Here is a 22862-nt window from a genome sequence, read left to right on the forward strand (position 1 = left end):
TATAACGACAAACAAACGCGATTGGTGGAAGAATTATGAAAACATTCAACATGACACGTTTGGCAGTAAGTATTGTCGCTGCCATTCCGATAATGGCAGTGGCAAAAGATACTAGTCAGTTGCAAAAGCTTGATACCGATACCACCGGCATCGAGGTTGAGGTCCATCAGCAAGAAGATAGCTCACGCATCTACCTTGATGAAGGTGCGATTTGGGCCAGCCGGGATATCACTCGTTTTGAGCCTGTATTGGATGTCAGTGTCAGTGATGAACTGGAGGTTGATCAAGGCAAGCTATCGGATTCGGTCAATTTTACGGTCAGCTCAAACTACAGCTACTACATGAAGCGCTACCAAATCGAGATCTTCCGAGGTGAAGATCGTAGTTTATCTCAGCCACTTAAAGTGATTGAAGGTACCGAGGTGGCGAACGACATCGATATCAGTTGGGATGGTAGTACCGATATCGACTACGCATTTGAAGTCGGTAATCAGTTGCAATTCAGATTCAAGGCGTGGGACAAAGACGACAATATGGATATCACCACCATCGGTGTTATTGATTTGGTTCGTCCCGATTCCGAAGTCGATATTGATCGTAACCAAAGTGAAGAGCAGTTGGCGCGAAGCTTTGGTCGTGCTCAGCTAATGCGGCACAACATTCCCACTAATTCAGGTCTGGCAAAATTTATCGGTACTGGGCTTAAAGGTGTCGACAAGGTCGTGATTGGTGAAGATGAGTTTGAAGTTGAAGACGGAGAACTCTACGCCGAGCAGTTCTTACCTGCGGATGCTTATCTTTTCCCAACAAAAGTTATCTTTGATAACGGTGATGAGCGCCGTTATCAGTTATATGTGCGTATCCCCGATGTGTATTACGCCCAAGCTGGCTTGGCCGATGTGTATATCGGTAGGAATGAAGTAACGGGTAGTACTGGCGCGCTTAGGGTTAATGATCAGTACCAATACGACATATATAACCAAGGGCGAATCGCTTACTTTAGTCAAGGCAAGTTTGGCGACAAACTGAGATTGACCACCCACTTCGATAGTAAAAATGGTCGTATAAAAGACATCTTTAATCATCCATTTGCTGCAGAAAGCTCAACAGTTTTCGACATTTTAGAAGAGGATGACGAACTCTATTATGGTGATTACGGTGATGGCGCCAACATTAAAAAGGTGGTCAATACTAAAGGTAAAGTCTATCTCGACCTAGAGTACGATAAATCGCGGGTACTATGGGGCAATTACAACACAGGTCTCACAGGTACAGACAATAACGACTATAACCGTAGTTTGTATGGTTTTAAGGGGGATTACCGCACCCGTTCCACCACCAAATATGGCGAGGACAGACTCAATATTGTGGGCTTTGCTGCTTCCGCTGATTCATCGTTTGCACACGATGAGTTTCTCGGTACAGGCGGCTCGTTGTATTTCTTGCGCCATGGAGAATTAGTACCGGGAAGCGATAAAGTCTACGTTAAGGTAGTGAATAAAGACTCGGGAATCTCGGAGCGAGAAGTACCACTCCAGTCCGGACGGGACTATGAAATTAACCCGTATCAAGGGCGCATCATCTTATTGCGTCCGCTGAGCAATATCATCTCCGATAGCTTTGGTAGTGTAATCGATGATACCCCTACCGATGGTTTTGAAAATTATCTGGCGGTTGACTATGAGTATGTGCCCAAAGGCTCAGCGGTAAAAGAATCGCTTACCTATGGCGGTCGTGCCAAAGGCTGGTTAAACGACTATGTGGGTGTTGGCCTTAATTACGCCACGGAAGAGCGTGATGCCCAAGATTATCAATCATCTGGCGCTGATTTAACCTTACGCGCAACCGAAGGGACATACATCAAAGCGGAATGGGCCCATAGTGAAGGTCGTCAAACCGACTCTAACTTTGTCTCCTTTGATGGCGGTTTGACCTTCACTCCAATTGGTGAAGGCTTCGATGAGCGCAAAGGTGACTCGATTCAGATCAAGGGTGTGGCTAGTTTATACGACATCGCACCTAGCACCTTTGGCGCGGTGGGTAACGATGTGAAAGCTTGGTATAAATCTAAAGATGCGGGCTACAGTTATGCCAGTCAGAGTGATGATTTAGAGCAACTGTCCTATGGTACAGAGCTAAGATTGCAAGCATCGGATCGATTGAGCTTTGCGACTCGATATACGTCGATTGAAGAAACGGAGCTTGACGGCACTAAAGAGACCGATACCCAACAGGCTGAACTGGAAGCTCAGTTTAAGTTAACCGATCACGTAAAACTGTCTGCTGCAGCTAAGCAAGTTGATGAGCTCAATCGTGAAAACAAAAAAGGCAAGGGAACGTTAGCCGGTTTAAGAGCGGACTATATTTGGGATAGCGACAACAGCGTTTACGTTAAGGGTCAGTCGACCGTTGATAAAACCAGTCAGTACGATGATAACGACAGTGTTTCGGTGGGTACTGAGTTCCGTGTATTTCAAGATCTGTCACTTGGTGCGCAATACACCACTGGCGATCGAGGGGAGGCGACTGAAGCAACAGTCAGTTACGACATTACCGAAAATTATACTCCATACATTACCTATGTTGATGATAATTACGAAGGCAAAAACAATCTGGTAGTAGGCCAGCGAGCTGACCTGACTTCCAATGTCGACTTTTATCAAGAAAATCAGTTTGTTGATGAGAACAACGGAAAAGGACGGATCGACTCATTTGGTTTCGGCTACGACATGAGTGATGATGTCGACTTTGGCATAGGTTACCAGCAGGGTCAAATTGAGAAGAAAAACGCAAGCGATCCGTCTAAGTTAGAGGTTACTGAACGCAAGGCGGTCACCTTTACGGCAAATGGCGATATTGATGATGTTAACCTCAGACACAAGATAGAGTATCGAGTCGATAAAGGAAATGAAAATGTTGATGTGACTAAGCGACGTATTGACCAGTTCGTGACGACCAATCGCTATACGCACAACCTAACCGAAGAGTATACTTTGTTTGCTAAGTTCAATTATTCCAAGTCAACCAGCAAGCAAACAAACCAAACCTTAGAGCGCTTTGTAGAAGCCACGGGGGGGCTGGCTTACCGACCGATTTACAACGACAGACTAAACCTGCTTAGCCGTTACACCTATATAGCAGACATGGATAACCTTGATCGTGATGTCGATTACAGCAATCAAGAGTCCCATATTATAGAGGTAGAAGGGATTTACTCAGTGAACGCTAAAGTGGATGTAGGTGCCAAATACGCGCATAAAGATAAGAAAGAAGACTTCGAACGTGCCTCTGGAAACGTGGAAATTGTTGAGAGCAACATTAATCTCTATGGCCTGAGCACGTCTTATCACGTGATTAAAGAGTGGGATGTCACCGGCGAATATCACTGGAAGACAGACACACTCAACGATGAACTCGAGCATGGTGCGTTAATCTCCGTCAACAAGCACCTATCCGACAACTTTAAGGTCGGGATTGGTTACAACTTTTCAGGTTTTGACGGCAACTTAGCGAACGACGATGACTACGATGCCCGAGGCGTGTTTATCAACTTAATTGGTAAGATCTGAGGATAAATCGATGACAGGTTTAAAACAGTATGGCGTAGCGTTGATTTCCCTGATCCTCAGCGCGTGTGCAACCGACACTTATGTAAGTAAAGAGAACTTGGATAAGTTTGGCGACCCACTCGTAGAGAAGTTTTTAATTCGAGAGTGTATCGTCCCAGAGCGAGATATTCGCATCGCAGTCGCTTCTCACTTTGCCTTTGACAAGGCCGAGCTACAACCTGCTGATCAACAACAGATAGACCAGTTGATCACCAGTATTGGTAAATATCATGGTCAGATTTCGATAGTCGGTCACACCGATTATCAGGGTGACGATGACTATAACCAAAGGCTATCTTTGCGTAGAGCTGAATCAATAAAAGCGTACATGCAAATCAAGTTGGATGCTTCGCGCTACGATTGGGAGGTAAAGTACTACGGGGAGTCTCGTCCTATCGTTGAAGGCACCTCTGTTCAGGCCAACGCGCAAAATAGGCGTGCGTATGTCGTGTTCGAGCAGACTCAAACTCAGCAGGAAAATGCATTTTGTGCACCACCAGAGCCAGAGCGCAAAGTGTATGTAGCAATGACATCCCATTTTGCTTTTGACGATGCCCAACTAAGCGATTTAGACCGGCAATCGCTGGATGAGTTCGCCGACAACTTACGCGGCCTAAATGGACGCGTATTGATTGCAGGGCATACCGACTACCAGGGGGCAATTAGTTACAACCAAAAGCTCGCGACACAAAGAGCGCAATCTGTGCAGCACTATTTACAGACCAAGCTAGACCCAACGCAATTTGTATGGGAAGTTAAAGCCTTTGGCGAACTCGCCCCGATAACACAACAACAAGACCTTGAATCTAATGCATTAAATCGTCGGGCATTTGTTGTTTTTAAACAGGGTGAGCTCCCCGATCTAATTCAAGAATAAGTGAAGTCTCTCAAGGGGCATAGCGCCCCTTTTTATTGATCTATTAGGAGTATCGAGTGGAGAAAGCGCAGGTCGTTATTGATTTTCTTCTAACTCATAAGTTGGTGTTTAGTGCACTGATCATCATCACCATTTCGCTGATGAGAAAGCTAGTGCTATCAAAGATACGTGGCGAAGTGGCCTTTGTGTCTGAAAAACAACGCAATTGGATGTCGCGGACCAAAAATGGCACCTTCATCATTACTGTATTGACGCTGTTTGTGTTGTGGCAATCGGAAATCAGTGAATTCGCGTTTTCGGTCGCTGCTATTGCAGTCGCTATAGTGGTCGCGTCGAAGGAGATCATTCTCTGCTTCACCGGCTCCATTCAACGTGCCAGCTCTCGCTCGTTTCGCATCGGCGACTGGATTGAGGTAGGAAAAACCTGTGGCGAGGTGATAGAGCACAATATCATGGCGACAGTGATTCAAGAGATTGACCTACACCATGGTCAATATCATTACACGGGTAAGACCATCACCTTACCTAACAGTATGTTTTTTACCTATCCAGTAAAGAACCTCAACTTTATGAAACGTTATGTTTTTCATAACTTTTCTATTGTTGTGCGAGATTTTGTCAATCTCTACCCACTGCTGCCAGTGTTAAGCGAGAAAATTGAGCAACATACCCACTATTTTCACGATGTGGCCAAGCGTTATAACTCGATGATAGAAAAGCACGCAGGGGTAGACTTGCCCGGCTCTGAGGCGCACATTCATATCACCAGTGGGGCAACGGGTGAACAGTTTGTCCATATCATGCTTTTCTGTCCTACTGACAAAGCGGTTCACTTAGAGCAAGAGATACGTGCAGATTTTATGGCGCTGTATGAAGAGCGTTTTCCGGCGGATGCAGCAAAAGCTGAGTTAGCCACCAGCCCCTAGGTTTCAACACAAGGAAGTGTGTATGATCAAACAAGTAGGAAATACTCAGATTGGCGACAAGCATATCGCAACCTGCCATTGTGAAAGCGTTAAACTTGAGCTCGCTTTACCGAATGGGATTGAAAAGCCAAGACGTTGCGATTGCTCGATTTGTCGGCGAAAAGGGGCCATTGTTGCGTCGGTGAAGCTGGATGGAATACGCATACTGGAAGGCGAACACCTTCTAACCCTTTATCAATTCAATACCAAAACCGCGAAGCACTATTTTTGTTCTGTGTGCGGTATCTATACGCATCACCAACGCCGTTCTTGCCCAGATGAATACGGGTACAATGTTGGTTGCTTAGTCGGCGTGAACCCGTTTGATCTCGGTGAAATCGTGACTCACGATGGGGTCAATCATCCCGCAGACCGTTAATAAACACCTTCAGCCAAACAGTTGATGAAACAGCTGTGAAAAGTCGCTCAGAGCCTGCTTATTGATGCGATAACACACCCTAGGCGGTATTTGCTGCGTGCGAACAAACCCAGCACTTTTTAGTACCCGCAAGTGCTCAGAAACCGTTGACTGTGCCAATCCCAGTTGCTCGACAATATCATGGTTCAAACAGCCGCCTTGTTTGTCTAAATCGATTAAAATCTTAACAATACGAACCCGCACAGGATGAGAGAGTGCCTTGGCTTGTTTTGCCAATACTCGTTGCTGCTCAGATTGGGTCTCTGTTAAAGGGGGCGAGGTCGGATTGGGATTGTTGCCGCCGTCCATTTAGCTGCCTCTTGATCAATCGATTGTTACCCTTATGATCTTATGCCGAAGGTATCAGATCTGCAACATGCTACCTAATTTTTGCCAGCCCACAACGAAATCAATAACCACATTGATTGTCTTGATGTATAGTCGGACGCAGACCAATAACAAAGTAGTATGGCTATGCGTAAATTATTCTTTTTATTATTATTTATATTAGTTGGCTGTAGTCAGCCCAAGATTGAAACTCCGATAGAGCGAGACCCAGATTGGACATCTGGCCAACTCGAAAACGGCATGCGTTTTTACATCTACCCGCTTGAAGAGTCCGAACCAGTTTCTTTGCGCTTGTTGTTCCATGTTGGTTCAGCGCAGGAGACGGACCAACAGCGCGGTTACGCTCACTTTCTCGAACACATGGCATTCAATGGTTCGAAAAATCTATCAAGCCAAGGCGTGGTCGCTATGTTTGAACAAGCAGGCTTAACCTTCGGTTCTGACATTAACGCTTATACCTCTTACTATGAAACCGTGTATGAGCTTGACCTTCCTGACCGCAGTCAGTTGCCTACCGCTATGGTGTGGATGAGAGATATCGCTGATGGCCTCACCTTAGACGCGGCTGAAATCGAAAAAGAAAAAGGCGTGATTCGAGGCGAGATTCGCCGAGCGCGGCCGGAGAATCGTTCATTTGCCGAGAAGCATTACGATGATTTAATTGCTGGCACACCACTCGCTGATATGGACCCTGTTGGCAGCAAAGAATCGGTCAATAATGCCAGCGCAGAGAGTATTCGCGAGTTTTACCAAACTTGGTACCATCCTCAGTATACCGAGATCATCATTAGCGGTGACATCAGTGTTAGTGAAGCCAAGTCGTTAATTGAAAAGCAGTTCTCGAGCTGGCAACCCAATAATGAGCCGCCTAGTAACCATAAACAAGAGATTGAGATAACGCCGAGCGACTATGTCAATCTAACTGGCGAATATGACTCGTCTAGTATTGGGCTGATGGTTGATAGAGGAAGCGCGATTATTCAAAATCGCCAACAACTGCTGGATACCTGGCTAGATGACATAGCACAGAGCTTGATTTTTAATCGCTTGGATTCGGCGTTTAATGATGCAGCGATTCCTCTGCAAGGGCTCTCTGTTGGCAGTGACTATATTAATTATCACCGATACAGTTATTTGCATGTCGGCTTTGCGGAGTCGGAGCGTGTTGAAGCGCAACAAATGTTGGCGTCGACTTTAGCGGCACTGCGTGATTTTGGTATCAGTGAACAGGAGCGAGAAACCGCATTGAGTGGCTATCGCCAGCAGTTAGACAATTTAGACTACAACTGGCAACAGCAAACCAGTATCGAGTTAGTCGAGACCATGGTGGCGAGCCAGACACAGGGCGTCGCTAATCAGTCTAAGCGCGATTACCAGCGCAGCCTTGAAGCGCTGCTACAGTTAGCGACTCAAGAAAGGTTGAATCAGCAAATCCGACAATTGCTGTCTAGTGAATACGCTTTGATCTTAGCGGGTGAAGACAGCCCATCGGTCACCGCTTTGCAAAGCCAGGTTCCTCAATTGAGAGCCCAATTTGCAACACCAGGGATAAAACCCGTTATGTTGGCGAGTCAAGTCGCTGAGCTAAAATCGCCAAGCGCTGCAGGAGACATTATCAGCAGCAAGGAGAACGATGGTTTCAGCGTTTGGACGTTGTCCAATGGTGTAGAGGTGTGGTTTGAAGCGGATAGCACTGCAGGCGAATACGTACAGATGGTGTACATCAGCCAAGGTGGGTCGAGCGCACTAAGTAAAGAGCTCCAAGCGGCAAAAGATTTGGCTGGAGCTGTAATCACACGCAGTGGAGTAGGCGAGTTTACTGGTAGCGAGTTTGATGCCTACCTCACCAGAGAATCAATAGAAGTCTACCCCTTTATTAGCTATACCCATCATGGCTTAGAGGTGGCCACGACCAAATCAAAGTTAATCGATGCGCTTAATGTCATTTATAACGCAGTGACGAATGGCAATGTAGACTCGCGCCAACTTGAGGTGGTTAAGCGAGAGCAAATAGAAGATCTGCAAAACTACTTAGCGACACCGATCGGTAAATGGGGCTCAGCGATCAACAAAAACAGCTATATACCTAATAGCTACCACCGTTTAGCGACGGCGCCTGAGTTATCAATGGTTAATGAGCAACAGATAGAACAAGTCTATCAACAGCTGTTTGCGGTGAACCGTAATAACAAGCTGGTGATAGTGGGTGACCTCAGCGCGGCGCAAGTCGAGCCATTGATCAATCAGTTCATTGCAGCGATTCCATTAGAGCAAACACCAACTATGGCCATTGATGTGGGTCTGAATCTGACGCCACAGTTTCGCATCGATATGCCGATTCACAATGAGGACAGCAGCTTCTATTTGCTGCGTATGACCAATCCAACGGCCACAGCTACCAGCGCTCGTACTGCATTTATTGATGATATGATTCAACGTTTGCTAGCCAAACGCCTTACAGACTATGTACGTGAAGAGTTAGGTCTGGATTATGCGCCCGACGCCTTTAGCGCCGCGCAAGACAGTGAAACCATTACTGACTGGTTAATTGAGGCTCAGGTTAACCCTAGCGATATGGACAAAGTCGACCAAGCGGTGGTAACAGTTGTGCAAAGTATGCTTAGCAGTGTCACTCAAGATGACCTTGACCTAGTGGCTAAACAGTTGAGTGTTGCCTTAGCGCCTTTGGCGGACGAGCCTGTTGACCGTACTTGGTTTTATGCGCGCTACTTGGTGCATGGTTATGGCGTTGAGGCGTTAACCGATGTTGATGCTATGACCCAATCGATTACATTGGAAGAGTTTAAACAACGTATTACCGCCTCTTTTGGTGATAAGGCTATCACCACCAAATACACATTAACCCCGAAGCTATAAAGAGAAAGCAGCGAGAAATCGCTGCTTTTTTACGCTAGCGTTTGAATCGACCGTATTGGATAAAGTGATGAATTTGCTCTAGGGTCGATGCGCCATAAATTAAGCTGGTGTGGCTGTTGTTGATTTCAATGTGATCGGTCATTCCAGCAATTTTTGTCTCTTCAACTGTCACGGTGCCATCCGAGCGTTTGTCATCATCACTAATTAGAATCGAGCGTGCGCCGATCGGCAATGTGCCAGCAATGCTTCCTAGCTTTTGCTCAAAGTCCCAATCCTCTTCGTGCTGAGTCAAGCCAAAGTCGGGCGCGTTGCCCAAAATTGCGCCTAAACCTATATCCTGAATTTTAGAGGCGATGGATGCCCCTTTTAACGGCGAGCCTATGGCTAAAACATGAGAGACTTGGCGTGCGGAGGGTTGCCTGGCTTTAAGGTAGTGCTTGATAATCAGCCCACCTAAACTGTGTCCGACCAAAATGTTTTTACCTTTTGAGCACAGGGCGCGATCAATATCGCTAAATACTCGCTGCTCATCGATAGCGAGGCTATTGTAGGTGAGTACCTCAGTTCGGTAACCCATGCCATTTAGCTTATAACTAAGTGGTTTCATCACCATTCCGTGCATATAAAGACCATGTAAGATAATGATTTTCATCTGAGTCCTCCCACCGACGTCTGATGATATCTAATCATCTTCGTCGAAGAAAAGCATCAAAAACTGCACTGGGGATGATAAGTTTTTTGAGCGGGCTGCGATGGACGCAGCCCTAGTTTGACAGGGGTTATAGCGGAGCAGAGACTTCATCGACCAGGTAGAGGATCGATTGGTAAGGAATACCACTGTGATGAGAAAGCCCGATTTCACAAGTACGGCTATTACTAAAGCCGCGAGTGCAATCCGCAGGAACTTGAGACTTGAGGGGATGTACCGCTGCTTCATTCAGCTCTGGAGTGGTAAAGCCCTTGTCACCGGCCCAGCCACAGCAGGCAATATGTTCGGGCACAACCACATTTGAAACGCAGGCCTTGGCTAAAGCTTGCATATCGCCCTCCAAGCCCATACGACGTGAACTACAGGTTACGTGTAACATCACCGTTTCCTGTTTTGGGGTAATCGACAAATGATCGAGGAGATACTTGGTGACAAAGCCGGTGGGTTCGAGGATTTCCATCGGCTTAGTGAAGTGTTCAATGCTTCGCTTGGCGCACGGGCTGGTATCCATCAGCACGGGATACTCTCCCTCATAACTTGCTTTCCACAGCGCTGTTTCCAGTTGTTTGACTTTACTGTCGGCCACCTCATTCATGCCTTTACTGTCGTATGGCATGCCACAACACTGGTCATTGAGCGCTTCGGGAATGATGACCTCAAAACCGGCTTTCTTAATAAGTGACAATGTCACCTCAGTAAGACTGCGCTGATCTTGAGCGTTTGTCTGTTGGCCCATAGTGCGAGAGGCGCAAGAGGGCAGGTAAACCACTTTCTTGTCGGACCGCACCAGTAGCTCCATCGCTTGTTCGAGCTTGTGGCTATTTGATTGTGGCGTCTCGGCTAGCCAGACAGGTGTTTTGCCTCCTGATAGCTTACGCAGACCATTTGTCAGGCCACTGACCGCGCCTTCGCCAATCACTTTCACCGCGATTTGGTTGGCTTTAAGCGAAGCGCGGGTCAATGAGGTGGTGGTTGCGAAATGGTCCGCTGTCCATTTGGCAATTGGGGTGAATTTTTGGTATTTGGCCGTACGCAGTTGCTTGACCAAATCACCCGTGTTTATGCCTACAGGACAACGGTCCGCACACAACCCAGTCGCCGCACAGGTGTCGAGACCTTGGTACTCAAAAATGTGTTCAAGCTCTGTGGCGGCGGTCTGTTCGCCGGCGGCACGTCGCCTTTGTAACTCACGATAGAGCACGATGCGCTGGCGTGGCGACAAGGTTAAGGTACGAGACGGGCAAACGGGCTCACAGAAACCGCATTCAATACAGCGGTCAACCAAGTCATCGGCGGCGGGCATTGGCTTAAGGTTTTCTATGTGCGAGTGAGGATTATCGTTGATAATCACCCCTGGATTGAGCAAACCTTGTGGATCAAACAGTGTCTTGATTTGCTGCATGAGTTGGTAGCCGTCTTTGCCCCATTCGAGCTCGACATACGGCGCCATGTTGCGTCCAGTACCATGCTCTGCTTTGAGAGAGCCCTGATACTTAACCGCCACCAATTCGGCCACATCATCCATAAACTGACCATAGCGATCGATCTCTTGTTGCGAGTCAAATCCTTGAGTGAAGACAAAGTGCAAATTGCCCTCAAGTGCATGACCGAAAATGATCGCTTCGTTGTAATGGTACTTATCAAACAGGGATTGCAGGTCGCGAACGCCGTTGGCTAGGTTCTCGACCGGGAACGCCACATCTTCGATGATGACCGTGGTACCGACTTCGCGCACCGCGCCGACGGCCGGGAACATCCCTTTGCGGATACCCCACAGCGTCGCGACCATGTTTGCATCGAGCGTAAAGGGAACGGATTCAATAATCGAGTAGTCAGCCAACGATGCCATGATTTGCTGACACTGGTCATCAATACTGTGCTGACAACTGGCGTGGGTCTCGACTAACAGCGCGGCAGCTTCAATATCAAGCTGTGCAATAAATTCGGGCATTCCCGGCTTATCGGCTACCGAGCGCAGGGCGCGGCCATCCATCAGTTCTACTGCCGCAACAGGGGTTTTCGATAAGGTGGTCACCGCGCGACTGGCTTCTTCAATATCGGCGAATACCAACAATGAAGAGGCTTTATACGGATGCTCGACCACAGTGTTATAGGTAATTTCGGCGATAAAACCCAGTGTGCCTTCCGAGCCAATCATCAAGTGCTCAAGAACCTCGATCGGGTCTGCAAAATCAACCAAGGCGTTCAGTGCGTAACCTGTGGTGTTCTTGAGGCGATATTTGTGACGGATGCGTTCACTTAGCTCGGCGTTAGCTTGAGTTTCTGCCACAAGGCGGTTCAGTCCATCAATAATATCTGGCCTTGCTACGCGAAACGCAGCAATGCTGTCGCTGCAACTAGTATCGAGCAGAGTCCCATCGCTGAATACCACTTTGATGCTGTCGATAGTGCGGTATGAGTTTTGCGCGGTACCGCAGCACATGCCGCTTGCGTTGTTGGCTGCGATACCGCCGATTTTACAGGTGTTAATTGAAGCAGGATCTGGGCCAATCTTACGTTGAAAAGGCGCGAGATACTTGTTGGCATCAGCGCCAATCACTCCAGGCTGAAGTATGATTTTTTCACCATTATCAATGATTTGATGACCGCGCCAATCATCGGTCAGGGTGATTAATACAGAGTCAGAGACCGCCTGACCGGAGAGACTGGTACCCGCTGCGCGAAACGTAAAGTGTACTTCCATCTCTCGGCAGCATTGAATCGCGTAAACGACTTCATCTAGGCTTTTTAATCGCAGCACGATTTTCGGCACCAAACGATAAAAACTGGCATCGGTACCATAGGCGAGGCGCTTTGCCTCCTCGGTCACGATGCGTTCCGCGTCTATCTCGACTGCGAGTAGAGATTGGAGTTGGAGGTAGGTGTTGTCATTGATACGTTTCGACATGTCGGCTTCCTTGTGCTAGCTGCTGACCTTATGATTTTTCGATTAGTGGTCAGTAGAAACAAGGTGTCACAGCTGTCAATGATTTACCGTGACACCCGGCAGAGTTACTTAAAGTTGACTAATGAGTCTCGGTTGAGATCGTGAATGCTTTTCGCTCCTGTCAACGTCATCGCGACCCGCATCTCCTTTTCGTACAAGTCGAGCAGGTTTTCTACACCCGCTTGGCCTTGCGCCGCCAGAGCGTAGATAAAAGAACGACCCAGTAAGGTGCAGTCTGCGCCAAGGGCAAGCATGCGTACCACATCAAGGCCAGTTCGAATGCCTGAATCGACAAAGATCTTCAAGTCACCTTTTACGGCATCCGCGATGGTGGGCAATGCCTTGGCGGTTGAGAGTACACCGTCAAGCTGGCGTCCACCATGGTTAGAAACCACGATTCCATCAGCGCCAAAGCTAACGGCATCTTTGGCATCTTGCTCATCCAGAATGCCTTTGATCACCATTGGACCATCCCAAAACTCGCGAATCCACTCGAGATCTTTCCATGAAATTGAAGGGTCGAAGTTAGCGCCAAGCCAGCCGATGTAGTCTTCAAGTTTGGTTGGCTCGCCGCGGTAGGTTGAAATGTTACCTAAGTCGTGAGGCTTACCTAACAGGCCAACGTCCACCGCCCAGCTTGGGTGGCGCATCGCTTGAAACACGCGGCGCATCGCTGCATTAGGGCCGCTCATACCAGAATGCATGTCGCGATAGCGCGCGCCCGGCACTGGCATATCCACGGTAAACACCAGCGTAGTGACCCCCGCGGCTTTGGCGCGCTCTAGGACGTTTTTCATAAAACCACGGTCTTTGAGTACGTAGAGTTGGAACCACATTGGACGCTGAATGGCAGGCACAACCTCTTCAATTGGACAGACAGAAACTGTCGACATGGTAAAGGGAATCCCTTTGTTTTCCGCTGCTTTCGCCGCTTGCACCTCACCGCGTCTTGCGTACATACCAGTGAGGCCAACCGGTGCCAGAGCGATGGGCATAGAAAACTGCTCACCAAAAATCTCTGTTTCTAGGCTAAGATCCTGCATGTTTTTCAATACGCGTTGCTTGAGGGCGATCTCGGCAAGATCTTCGGTGTTTCTTCTGAGCGTGTGCTCCCCATAGGAGCCGCCATCGATGTAATGAAAGAGGAACGGCGGCAGTTTGGCTTTCGCCGCTGCACGGTAATCAGTCGAAGCAGAGATGATCATAATTCAATCCTATTAATGAGTTGTACGACACCTTTCTCTTGAAGGCTTAGTATGGTCGACATCTAAAGCAGTTGGCGTTAATACTCACCGTTTTGCTAGCGTTTTCACATTCGCAGTAGCTAGATTGGAGAGCATTAACGCCGTGGCGATTTACATTAGCGCATCGGTGATCTGCAGGCCGTAAATGGCAACCAGACCAACAACACCAGTCACCAATAAGTAGTACATGGTCGGGATAATGGTCTTACGCAGGGTTGCGCCTTCACGTCCTAACAAACCGACAGTGGCCGATGCGGCAACCACATTGTGAATCGCAATCATGTTACCCGCCGCGGCGCCAACTGCTTGAAGAGCAACCACAACCGCACTTGAGATGGTCAGAGTTTGCGCCACTTCAAACTGGAATTGGCTAAACATCATGTTAGAGACAGTATTAGAGCCGGCAATAAAGGCGCCTAACGCACCGACTGTCGCGCTAAGTGCAGGGAAGGCATCGCCAACCAGACCGGCAGCAAAGTTCGCAGTGGTAACCGGCATACTGGCCAAGTCGGCAGCATTGACGCCAGAGTTAATGAAAATACGGACCATTGGGATGGTAAACACCAGCACAAAACCTGCGCCAATCAGAGTTTTACTCGATTCACCGAACGCTTTGGCCAGCGGTGCTGCGCTACGTGATTGAAGTAAGACGGCAACCAAGGCAACAAAAACCAAGATACCACCAGGTAAGTAGAGAGGCTGGATTGCGGTGCTGACGCCAGTTTCACCCAAAATATTGGAGAATGACACGCTGACGCCAGTCAACATTGCTTTAAACTCGCTGCTGACGCGGCTTGCTACCAAAACTACGGCGAGCAGTACATAAGGCAGCCACGCAAGTGCCATGTTCATAGGCTTGGCTTTGATATCATCCAGTTCAATCTTGAGTGAGCCCAACCATTCAGCGGGCCATTTGTCTTCCTGTTCAAAATCCCACGTGGTTTTGGGCACCAAGAAGCCGCGTTTGGCTGCGGATACCACGATCGATAGGCCAACCAAACCGCCAATCAGTGATGGGAATTCCGCGCCAAGCAATACGCCAGTGAGCGCGTAAGGCACCGTGAAAGCAAGACCAGCGAATAGCGCGAATGGTAAAATGTCCAAACCTTCAGTCCAACTTCTGTTTTTACCGAAGAAGCGGGTTAACATCATTGCCATCAACACTGGGATCATAGTACCTACACCCGCGTGAATAAGGGCAACGCTTGAGGTGATCTGTTGTAAATAAGCATCCCACGTTGAACCATTGGCAATCAGGGCTTCACCGATGTTGTGCGTATCAAGGCCTTTATTCACTCCAACGATGATTGGCGTACCCACCGCACCGAAAGAGACGGGGGTAGATTGAATCATCATCCCCATCAACACTGCGGCCAGTGCGGGAAAACCAATGGCCACTAGCAGTGGCGCAGCGATGGCCGCTGGCGTGCCAAAGCCCGACGCTCCCTCAATAAATGAGCCAAAACACCAAGCGATAATGATCGCTTGCACACGTCGGTCGGGCGATATATTGGTAAAGCCATTACGTATGGTTGAAATGGCGCCAGTGTGTTTGAGGGTGTTTAATAGGAAGATGGCGCCAAATACTATCCACAGTACTGAGACGGTAATGCCTAAGCCTTGGAAAACCGAGGCAAGCACACGGGTCGCCGACATATCCCAGGCAAATAGGGCTATGACAACCGTTAGGCCGAAAGCTATTGGCATGGCACGTTTTGCTGGCCAGTTAAGTCCGACCAGGAGTATGGCAGCCACCACGATCGGTGAGAAAGCCACGAGGGCTAGTAGGGTATCGCTCATTGGTATGTCCTTTACTTTCTTCAATCAGGACTCTTAGGAGTCTCTTAAATTTTATATTTGTGATGGTTTTGTTAATTGGGGGTGAATTTACGCCTTTATTTTTTGTTGATATAGGGAAATAATGAAAATAATTAGTTCCAAAAGTGGCATAATCGATGCGTGCAGATGATTTGATTCTTTTTTCTCAAGTAGTAGAAATGGGCAGTTTCAGTAAGGTTGCTGAAGCAAATAACCTTACAAATTCAGTAGTTAGCAAAAGGATTGCTCGTTTAGAAGAAGAAATCGGTGTTCAGCTATTATACCGAACAACGCGTAAATTGACGTTAACAGAAGCGGGTAAAGCGTTAACCCATGGTGCTAAAAATGTGAAGCAAGCCGCTCAAGAGGCGATGGACGCTGTTTCTGGCTTCGGAGAAAAAGTAAGCGGCCATATCAAAATGTCGGTTCCTTCGATATCCGGTGATTTGATTTTAGCCGATGCCGTGGCGGAATTTTGCAACCTTCACCCAGGTTTAACGGTGGATATGTCATTAGACAATCGGTTTGTCGATTTAGTCGAGGGCGGTTTTGATCTGGTCATACGCACCGGATATTTGGAAGACTCGAGTTTGATCGCACGGCACATTCTTGATTCTCAGTGGGTGGTATGTGCGTCGCCCTCTTATATTGCTCGCAATGGCAAACCTTATGAGCCGCAAGACCTAACTAACCACAATTGTTTGCAGTACGCTTACCAAACCACAGGTGCCAGTGAGTGGGAGTTTAAGTCACAGCAAGGCAATTATATTGTGCGCGTGGCAGGGTCGTTTTCAACCGATAATGCCACCGCGCTACGCAAAGCGGCTTTGGGTGGGCACGGTATTGCCTATGTTCCGAGGTGCTTGGTCTACCATGATATTCGCAATGGACAGTTAGTCGATTTGTTCCCTGAGCAGGTGGGCAAGAAGCTGGGGATATACGCCGTCTACCCGTTTACCCGTCAGCCGCCGAACAAAGTGAAACTGCTGATCGAGCACATTCGCACTCGTTACTTAGCCATATCGCATTATTTCTAATCTATTCTGACCAAAAAACAACGACCTGATACAAAACAGCCGACGCATCCATGCGTCGGCTTTCTCGGCGGCCAAACCGAACTCTTTTAAGCTTAGGCTGCTTATGGTGGATCTTCCAGTATTCTCAACACAATCGGCTATATTGGCTTGATACCCAGCCATCCAATATCAGATATCGACCCTCTGGATTGAAAACCAAAACGGTCCCAAATCGGCTAAAAAACACCCAATCAGTCTCCAGTTGGCTGTAAGTCACTAAAATATAATAAAAACTGGCCTAAACTAGTGATAAGAAAACAATAACAACAAGGATAGAGTGATGACGATTCAAAGACTTGAAGCAGGTCAGCTGTACCTTCCCGCTGAACTTGAAAAATTAGAAAGCAAGTCGACTAAAGAGTTGGCGCCTATTGATGAAATCGTCGGACAGGAGCGTGCACAAAAGGCAGTCGAGTTTGCCATGTCGATCAAAGAGAAAGGCTATAACATCTATGCTATCGGCCAAAATGGCTTGGGCAAGCGTACCATGATCTTACGCTACCTTAATCGTCATCAACATGACGCAAACGCGTTGTTTGACTGGTGTTATGTGGCGAATTTTGAAGACATCCGTACCCCAAGAGTGCTGAAGTTGCCGTGTGGGGTAGGCAGCCGATTCCGTCAAGATATTGAAAAATTAATGGCTAAATTGCTTAATGCCATGCCACTCGCCTTTGACAACGAGCTTTACTATAGCCGCGCAGACAAACTGAAAAACCAATTGGCCGCCAAACAGGAAGCGGAACTGGCGCAAATCAGTCGAGATGCGAAAGAGAAAGGGATTAGCTTAACCATTACCACACAAGGCGACTATCAATTTGTGGCGATGAATGGTGAAGAACTGCACACCGAAGAGTCATTTGATGAGCTGAGTAAAAAAGAGCAAGAGGCATTCGGCGAAACCATTGACGCACTAGAGGTCAAACTAAGAACCATGGTTCGCCAGTTGACCGAGTGGGAAGAGGCGTACAGTGAAAAAATCAAAAAGCTGAATGATGAAGTTACCTTAGATGTCATTACCCACTTCATTAAACAATTGAAAAAAGATTACTCGAGTTATCCGGCGATCAAAACCTACTTAACCGAGCTGCAGCAAGACATTGTCGAGAACGCCGATATTTTTCTTGAACAGGGGGATGAGCAAGGTGAGGTTGCCAATGCATCGCTAGATAAGAAATTGCCACGCCGGTATAAGATTAACGTTCTGGTAAGCCGTAAAGAAGATCTGTTCCCCATCGTGGTAGAGGAGAACCCTAACTATCACACTTTGTTTGGTTATATTGAGACGGCAACCTTCAAAGGCACGGTGTTTACTGACTTCTCGCTCATTCGACCTGGCAGCTTACACAAAGCGAATGGCGGCGTGCTGTTGATGGACGCGCAGAAAGTGTTGGAGCAACCCTATGTATGGGATGGGCTTAAGCGGGCGTTAAGAGCGCGTCAGCTCAATCTCACCTCGCTAGAAAAAGAGGTCACATTGACCGGTACCGTGTCACTCGACCCAGAGCCTATCCCTTTGGATGTGAAGATTATTCTGTTTGGGGACTATCGCACCTATCAACTACTGCAGCACTACGATCCGGAGTTCAGCGAGTTGTTTAGAGTCACCGCCGATTTCGAGGACGAAATGAAGCGTGACGCTGATTCTGAGCTGCAATATGCTCGCTTTATATCAAGCGTGGTGAATGATAACGGTATGCTGCACTGCGACCGAAAAGCAATCGCACGCATCATCGAGCACAGCTCAAGGCTGGCTGGCGACCAGAATAAAATTTCGCTCCATTCTGCCAATATCGCTAACCTGCTGCGTGAGTCAAACTATGTCGCACGCCAGGCCAACTCCAACATGATTCGCCAGAGCCATGTGGAAGAAGCATTGGCCAATCAAGAGCTGCGAGTGAGCAGACTCAAAGACAGTGTAATGGAGAGTTTTGTCAATGGTACAACGCTGATCCACACCCACGGAGAAGCGGTTGGGCAAGTTAATGCACTATCGGTACTGAGTACCAGCGAATACATGTTTGGTGCGCCAAACCGAATCACCGCGACGACCTGCTACGGTGAGGGTGAGGTTATCGATATTGAACGCAGCGTTGATCTAGGCGGCAGTATCCACTCAAAAGGGGTGATGATCCTCAGTGCTTACTTATCGACGGTATTTGGCAAGACCGCCAAAGTGCCGCTCAATACCACCATCACGTTTGAACAATCCTATGGCGGTGTTGATGGTGACAGTGCCAGTATGGCGGAGTTCTGTGCGGTGGTGTCGGCGTTTTCTAAGCAGCCCAATCGTCAGGATATCGCGATTACTGGGTCGATGAACCAGTTTGGTGAAGCTCAACCCATTGGTGGTGTGAACGAAAAAATTGAAGGCTTTTTTGATGTATGTGAAATCAAAGGACGCACGCCAGAGCAAGGCGTGATTATTCCGCGATCGAACATGCATAACCTGATGTTAAGGCCAGATATCGTGAGAGCGGTCGAAAAGGGAGAATTTCATATTTGGGCCATTGACCATGTGACCGAAGCCATTGAGCTGTTCACCGGCAAACCGGCAGGTACACCAACGGATGAAGGCAGTTATCCGATTGATACGGTGTTTGGTATTGCTCAAGCCAAACTTAACGCCTTGCGTAAATAAGGAGTGGAAAGCTGTCGGTGTAGGGCGCTGCTGCGTTCTACATCGATTGTCTCTAGATTGGAAAAAAGCTTCGTACTGAGAAAAGCACGTGTTGAGCGATGACAATTGCTGGCGAGGGATACTTAACTTGATCGTATGATTAAATTATTGAAATATAGAATATATTAATGCTCAACCTTAAAGCTAGACAAATGATAACTTTAACCCCAATGACGCCTGATCATCTAGAACGCGTGGTCGAACTCTCTGTGGCATCGGAGCAACTTCCTTTTGTTGGCACGATTGAAGAGGTCCTGCTTAACGCCGACGACAAGGTGCATCCACATCTGGTTATGAACGAGCAACAAGTGGTAGGTATTTTTTTGATGGATACCCAATACCACCTCGCTCATCCGTTTGCCGACGCGACCAGTTTGGGTTTTCGCGCTTTTCTGATTGATAAGCATCACCAAGGAAAAGGCTACGCGCAGCAAGCACTAAAACAGCTCAATAGCTATCTTGGTTTGCACTATCCAAGCTTTCATCGCGTCTTTCTCACCGTTAATTGCCGTAATGCGCAGGCATACCACTGTTATCTCAAAGTCGGGTTTATTGATACCGAACAACAATACCTCGGCGGCGCCGCTGGACCTCAGCATATTATGAGGTTGTCTTTGACTCGTGAATAACACATCAATCACTGCGTAATAAGGCAACGCACAATGCGTGTGCAGTATCAACTGGCCTAATCGATAGCCGCCAATGGCATCACCCTAGTGGCTAGTGTTAGAATCTGGGCACAGTTCTAAACCTAGCCACAATTATGAGACATTTAACCACCGCGATTCATCCTGATATCGACCACCTCGACGACAAAGCTATTTTTAAACGCCATGCTGCGCGGGCGATTGTGGTTGATGGTGAGGACATTCTGCTGCTTTACACCGAGCGTTATCACGACTACTCCATCCCAGGTGGTGGTGTGGATGAAGGAGAAGACATCATCGCTGCTATGGTTCGCGAGTTAGAAGAAGAGACCGGAGCTCAAGACATTCATGCGATTAAGCCGTTTGGTATTTATGAAGAGTTTCGACCTTGGTACAAAGAGGATGCTGATGTGGTCCACATGACATCCTATTGCTATACCTGCAAAATCGCTCGTCAACTTGGCGACACCAACTACGAAGATTATGAAATCAAAAATGGCATGAAAGCCATGTGGGTCAACATCCACGATGCCATTGCACACAATGAGCAAACGATGGCCGAAAGCCCGAAAAAGGGCTTGAGTATTGAGCGAGAGACCTATCTTTTGCATTTAGTGGCCAAAGAGATGCTCTGATTGACAACGCCTGCGCCTTGCAGGCGTTTTTATGTCAAACCGCTGAGATTCCTGTCCTCTTTGCGCCACTTTTTGTACTCGGCGTGAAATATGCTTCTATACTTATCCAAGTAATTGAATTATTAATAGTAATTTGTAGTATAAGAGTTTACGGACAAAATTAATCGACTGAGGGATTAGGATATGAGAATGCTGTCTCGCTTGCTTATGGGCGGCGTCATGGCCGCCGCTGTCAGCTTATCAGCGAACGCCGATGTAATTGAAACCCAAGTGTTGGTCGGCTTTGGTGAGCCCAAATACAGCCCCGACTTTGCTCATTTTGACTACGTCAATCCAAATGCTCCCAAATACGGCAAAGTGGTCTATGGTCAAGTTGGCACCTACGACAATTTCAATCGATTTGCGTCACGCGGCGTCGCTGCTGCCCTGAGTGGTGAACTTTACGATACCTTAATGTACTCGCCGAGTGATGAAGTTGATGCCTATTACCCTCTGATTGCCGAAAAAGTCCGCTATTCCGATGACTACACTTGGCTAGAAGTGGATATCAATCCTAAAGCGCGTTTTCACGACGGCCAGCCGATCACGGCTCACGATGTCGCCTTCACCTTCGACAAGTTTATGAGTGAAGGGGTACCGCAATACCGAGTTTACTACCAAGACATCAAATCAGTCACCGCGAAAAATGATTTGACCGTGCGAATTGATATGGCGACGCCAAATCGTGAGAAAATGTTCAGTTTTGCTCAGGGCGCGCGAGTGCTGCCTAAACATTTTTGGAAGGATAAAAATCTGTCTGAACCTTTAGCGACTCCGCCGGTGGGCAGCGGTGCCTACAAGGTGAGTGATTACAAGCCAGGGCAAAGTGTGACTTACGAGTTGGTCGATGATTACTGGGCAGCGGATCTGCCGGTTAATATTGGGCGCAACAACTTCAAACAGATCCAATACGACTATTACCGAGACGACACGGTAATGCTTGAAGCGTTTAAAGCAGGGGAGTTTGATTTTAGATTAGAGAACTCGGCAAAGTTTTGGGCCAACTCTTACACAGGTAGCAACTTCGATAAAGGCTACATCATTAAGCAAGAAATCCCTCATCAGAAGCCCGAGAGCACGCAAGCCTTTGTGTTTAATACTAAGCGTGACATCTTTAGCGATCCACAGGTTCGCGAGGCGCTCACTTATGCGATGGACTTTGAGTGGATGAACAACAATATGTTCTATGGCCAGTATTCGCGCACTCGAAGTTATTTTCAGAATACCGATTATGAGGCAAAGGGCACGCCATCAGAGCAAGAACTGGCGATTTTGAACCAGTTTAAGTCGCAACTGCCTCCTCGCCTGTTTACCGAAGAGTATCAGCCACCGGTAACCGATGGTTCGGGCCGGATTCGCAGTCAAATGCGTACTGCGTTTAACTTGCTTAAACAAGCGGGCTGGGAGCTAAAAGACAAGGTGATGACCAATACGGCCACCGGGCAACCTATGTCGTTTGAGCTGCTGATCTACAGTCCAACCACTGAGCGGATAGCCATTCCGGTACAGAAGAACCTCGCGCGGATGGGGATCGAGATGAAAATCCGCACCGTAGACACCACACAGTACATCAAGCGTCTTAGAGACCGAGATTTCGACATGGTGTCATCTGCGTACTCTGCCAATGCTTACCCAAGTCCAAACTTGATGATTGTGTGGAACTCCAACTACTTAGATTCTACCTATAATACCGCTGGGGTCACCGACCCGGTGGTCGATCATCTCACGATGGAAATCGCCAAGAACCAGCAAGATCCGCAGGCGCTACTGTCGTTGGGTCGCGCTTTGGATAGGGTATTGCAGTGGAACTTTTACATCATTCCTCAGTGGCATGTTGGAAAATATCGCGTCGCGATGTGGGATAAGTTTGAGAGACCAGAGGTGTTACCTAAGTATGACTTAGGTGTCGATACCTGGTGGATTTCAGAGCAGAAAGCTCAGTTATTACCAGAGAAGCGCCGTTAAGCAAGGATT

General features: G+C 47.8%; 15 protein-coding genes. 10 read left to right on the forward strand and 5 right to left on the reverse strand.

Features of this window, described 5'->3' with window-relative positions; all coding sequences use genetic code 11:
- The first annotated feature begins 35 nt into the window (after positions 1-35).
- From MTO69_RS18695 to MTO69_RS18710, 4 genes are read left to right on the forward strand one after another with little or no spacing between them, the layout of a single operon-like run.
- Positions 36-3569 carry a hypothetical protein gene (locus MTO69_RS18695; RefSeq protein ID WP_248334918.1) on the forward strand — a complete coding sequence of 1178 codons (3534 nt, stop codon included), beginning with the start codon at positions 36-38 and terminating at the stop codon, positions 3567-3569.
- Positions 3570-3579: 10 nt separating this feature from the next.
- Positions 3580-4485, forward strand: coding sequence for an OmpA family protein (locus tag MTO69_RS18700; protein WP_248334919.1), 906 nt, complete (start codon positions 3580-3582; stop codon positions 4483-4485).
- A gap of 56 nt (positions 4486-4541) precedes the next feature.
- A complete protein-coding gene (locus MTO69_RS18705; protein ID WP_248334920.1) occupies positions 4542-5411 on the forward strand; it encodes a mechanosensitive ion channel family protein in 870 nt (289 codons plus the stop codon).
- A gap of 22 nt (positions 5412-5433) precedes the next feature.
- A complete protein-coding gene (locus tag MTO69_RS18710; protein ID WP_248334921.1) occupies positions 5434-5829 on the forward strand; it encodes a GFA family protein in 396 nt (131 codons plus the stop codon).
- A gap of 9 nt (positions 5830-5838) precedes the next feature.
- Here the strand turns inward: MTO69_RS18710 and MTO69_RS18715 are convergent, their stop codons facing one another.
- The gene (locus MTO69_RS18715; RefSeq protein WP_248334922.1) at positions 5839-6177 is read right to left on the reverse strand and encodes an ArsR/SmtB family transcription factor; all 339 of its coding nucleotides are present in this window, start codon (positions 6175-6177) and stop codon (positions 5839-5841) included.
- Positions 6178-6342: 165 nt separating this feature from the next.
- On the opposite strand from MTO69_RS18715, the gene MTO69_RS18720 reads away from it, so the two are divergent.
- Positions 6343-9093, forward strand: a complete 2751-nt coding sequence (locus tag MTO69_RS18720; protein ID WP_248334923.1) for a M16 family metallopeptidase — start codon at positions 6343-6345, stop codon at positions 9091-9093.
- Positions 9094-9127: 34 nt separating this feature from the next.
- Here the strand turns inward: MTO69_RS18720 and MTO69_RS18725 are convergent, their stop codons facing one another.
- The 4 genes from MTO69_RS18725 to MTO69_RS18740 form a co-directional block, all read right to left on the reverse strand.
- The gene (locus MTO69_RS18725; protein ID WP_248334924.1) at positions 9128-9745 is read right to left on the reverse strand and encodes an esterase/lipase family protein; all 618 of its coding nucleotides are present in this window, start codon (positions 9743-9745) and stop codon (positions 9128-9130) included.
- Positions 9746-9872: 127 nt separating this feature from the next.
- Positions 9873-12710, reverse strand: coding sequence for an FAD-binding and (Fe-S)-binding domain-containing protein (locus tag MTO69_RS18730; RefSeq protein ID WP_248334925.1), 2838 nt, complete (start codon positions 12708-12710; stop codon positions 9873-9875).
- Positions 12711-12814: 104 nt separating this feature from the next.
- Entirely contained in the window at positions 12815-13954 is a 1140-nt protein-coding gene (gene lldD, locus MTO69_RS18735; RefSeq protein ID WP_248334926.1) for an FMN-dependent L-lactate dehydrogenase LldD, read from the reverse strand.
- Positions 13955-14104: 150 nt separating this feature from the next.
- Positions 14105-15793 (reverse strand): L-lactate permease, encoded by a 1689-nt coding sequence (locus tag MTO69_RS18740; protein ID WP_248334927.1) that lies wholly within the window; start codon positions 15791-15793, stop codon positions 14105-14107.
- A 155-nt stretch (positions 15794-15948) separates the two neighbouring features.
- On the opposite strand from MTO69_RS18740, the gene MTO69_RS18745 reads away from it, so the two are divergent.
- The 5 genes from MTO69_RS18745 to MTO69_RS18765 all read left to right on the forward strand — a co-directional run bounded on the left by MTO69_RS18745 (position 15949) and on the right by MTO69_RS18765 (position 22853).
- A complete protein-coding gene (locus MTO69_RS18745; RefSeq protein WP_248334928.1) occupies positions 15949-16848 on the forward strand; it encodes a LysR family transcriptional regulator in 900 nt (299 codons plus the stop codon).
- 319 nt (positions 16849-17167) lie between these two features.
- The gene (locus MTO69_RS18750) at positions 17168-19528 is read left to right on the forward strand and encodes a Lon protease family protein (RefSeq protein WP_248334929.1); all 2361 of its coding nucleotides are present in this window, start codon (positions 17168-17170) and stop codon (positions 19526-19528) included.
- A 191-nt stretch (positions 19529-19719) separates the two neighbouring features.
- Complete coding sequence (locus MTO69_RS18755) at positions 19720-20196, forward strand: GNAT family N-acetyltransferase (protein ID WP_248334930.1); 477 nt, start codon at positions 19720-19722, stop codon at positions 20194-20196.
- Between the two features lie 134 nt (positions 20197-20330).
- Positions 20331-20849, forward strand: coding sequence for an NUDIX hydrolase (locus tag MTO69_RS18760; protein WP_248334931.1), 519 nt, complete (start codon positions 20331-20333; stop codon positions 20847-20849).
- Between the two features lie 189 nt (positions 20850-21038).
- Positions 21039-22853, forward strand: a complete 1815-nt coding sequence (locus MTO69_RS18765; protein ID WP_432715667.1) for an extracellular solute-binding protein — start codon at positions 21039-21041, stop codon at positions 22851-22853.
- Positions 22854-22862 lie beyond the last annotated feature (9 nt).

Source organism: Vibrio sinaloensis, assembly GCF_023195835.1.
GTDB classification, from domain to species: Bacteria; Pseudomonadota; Gammaproteobacteria; order Enterobacterales; family Vibrionaceae; genus Vibrio; species Vibrio sinaloensis_C.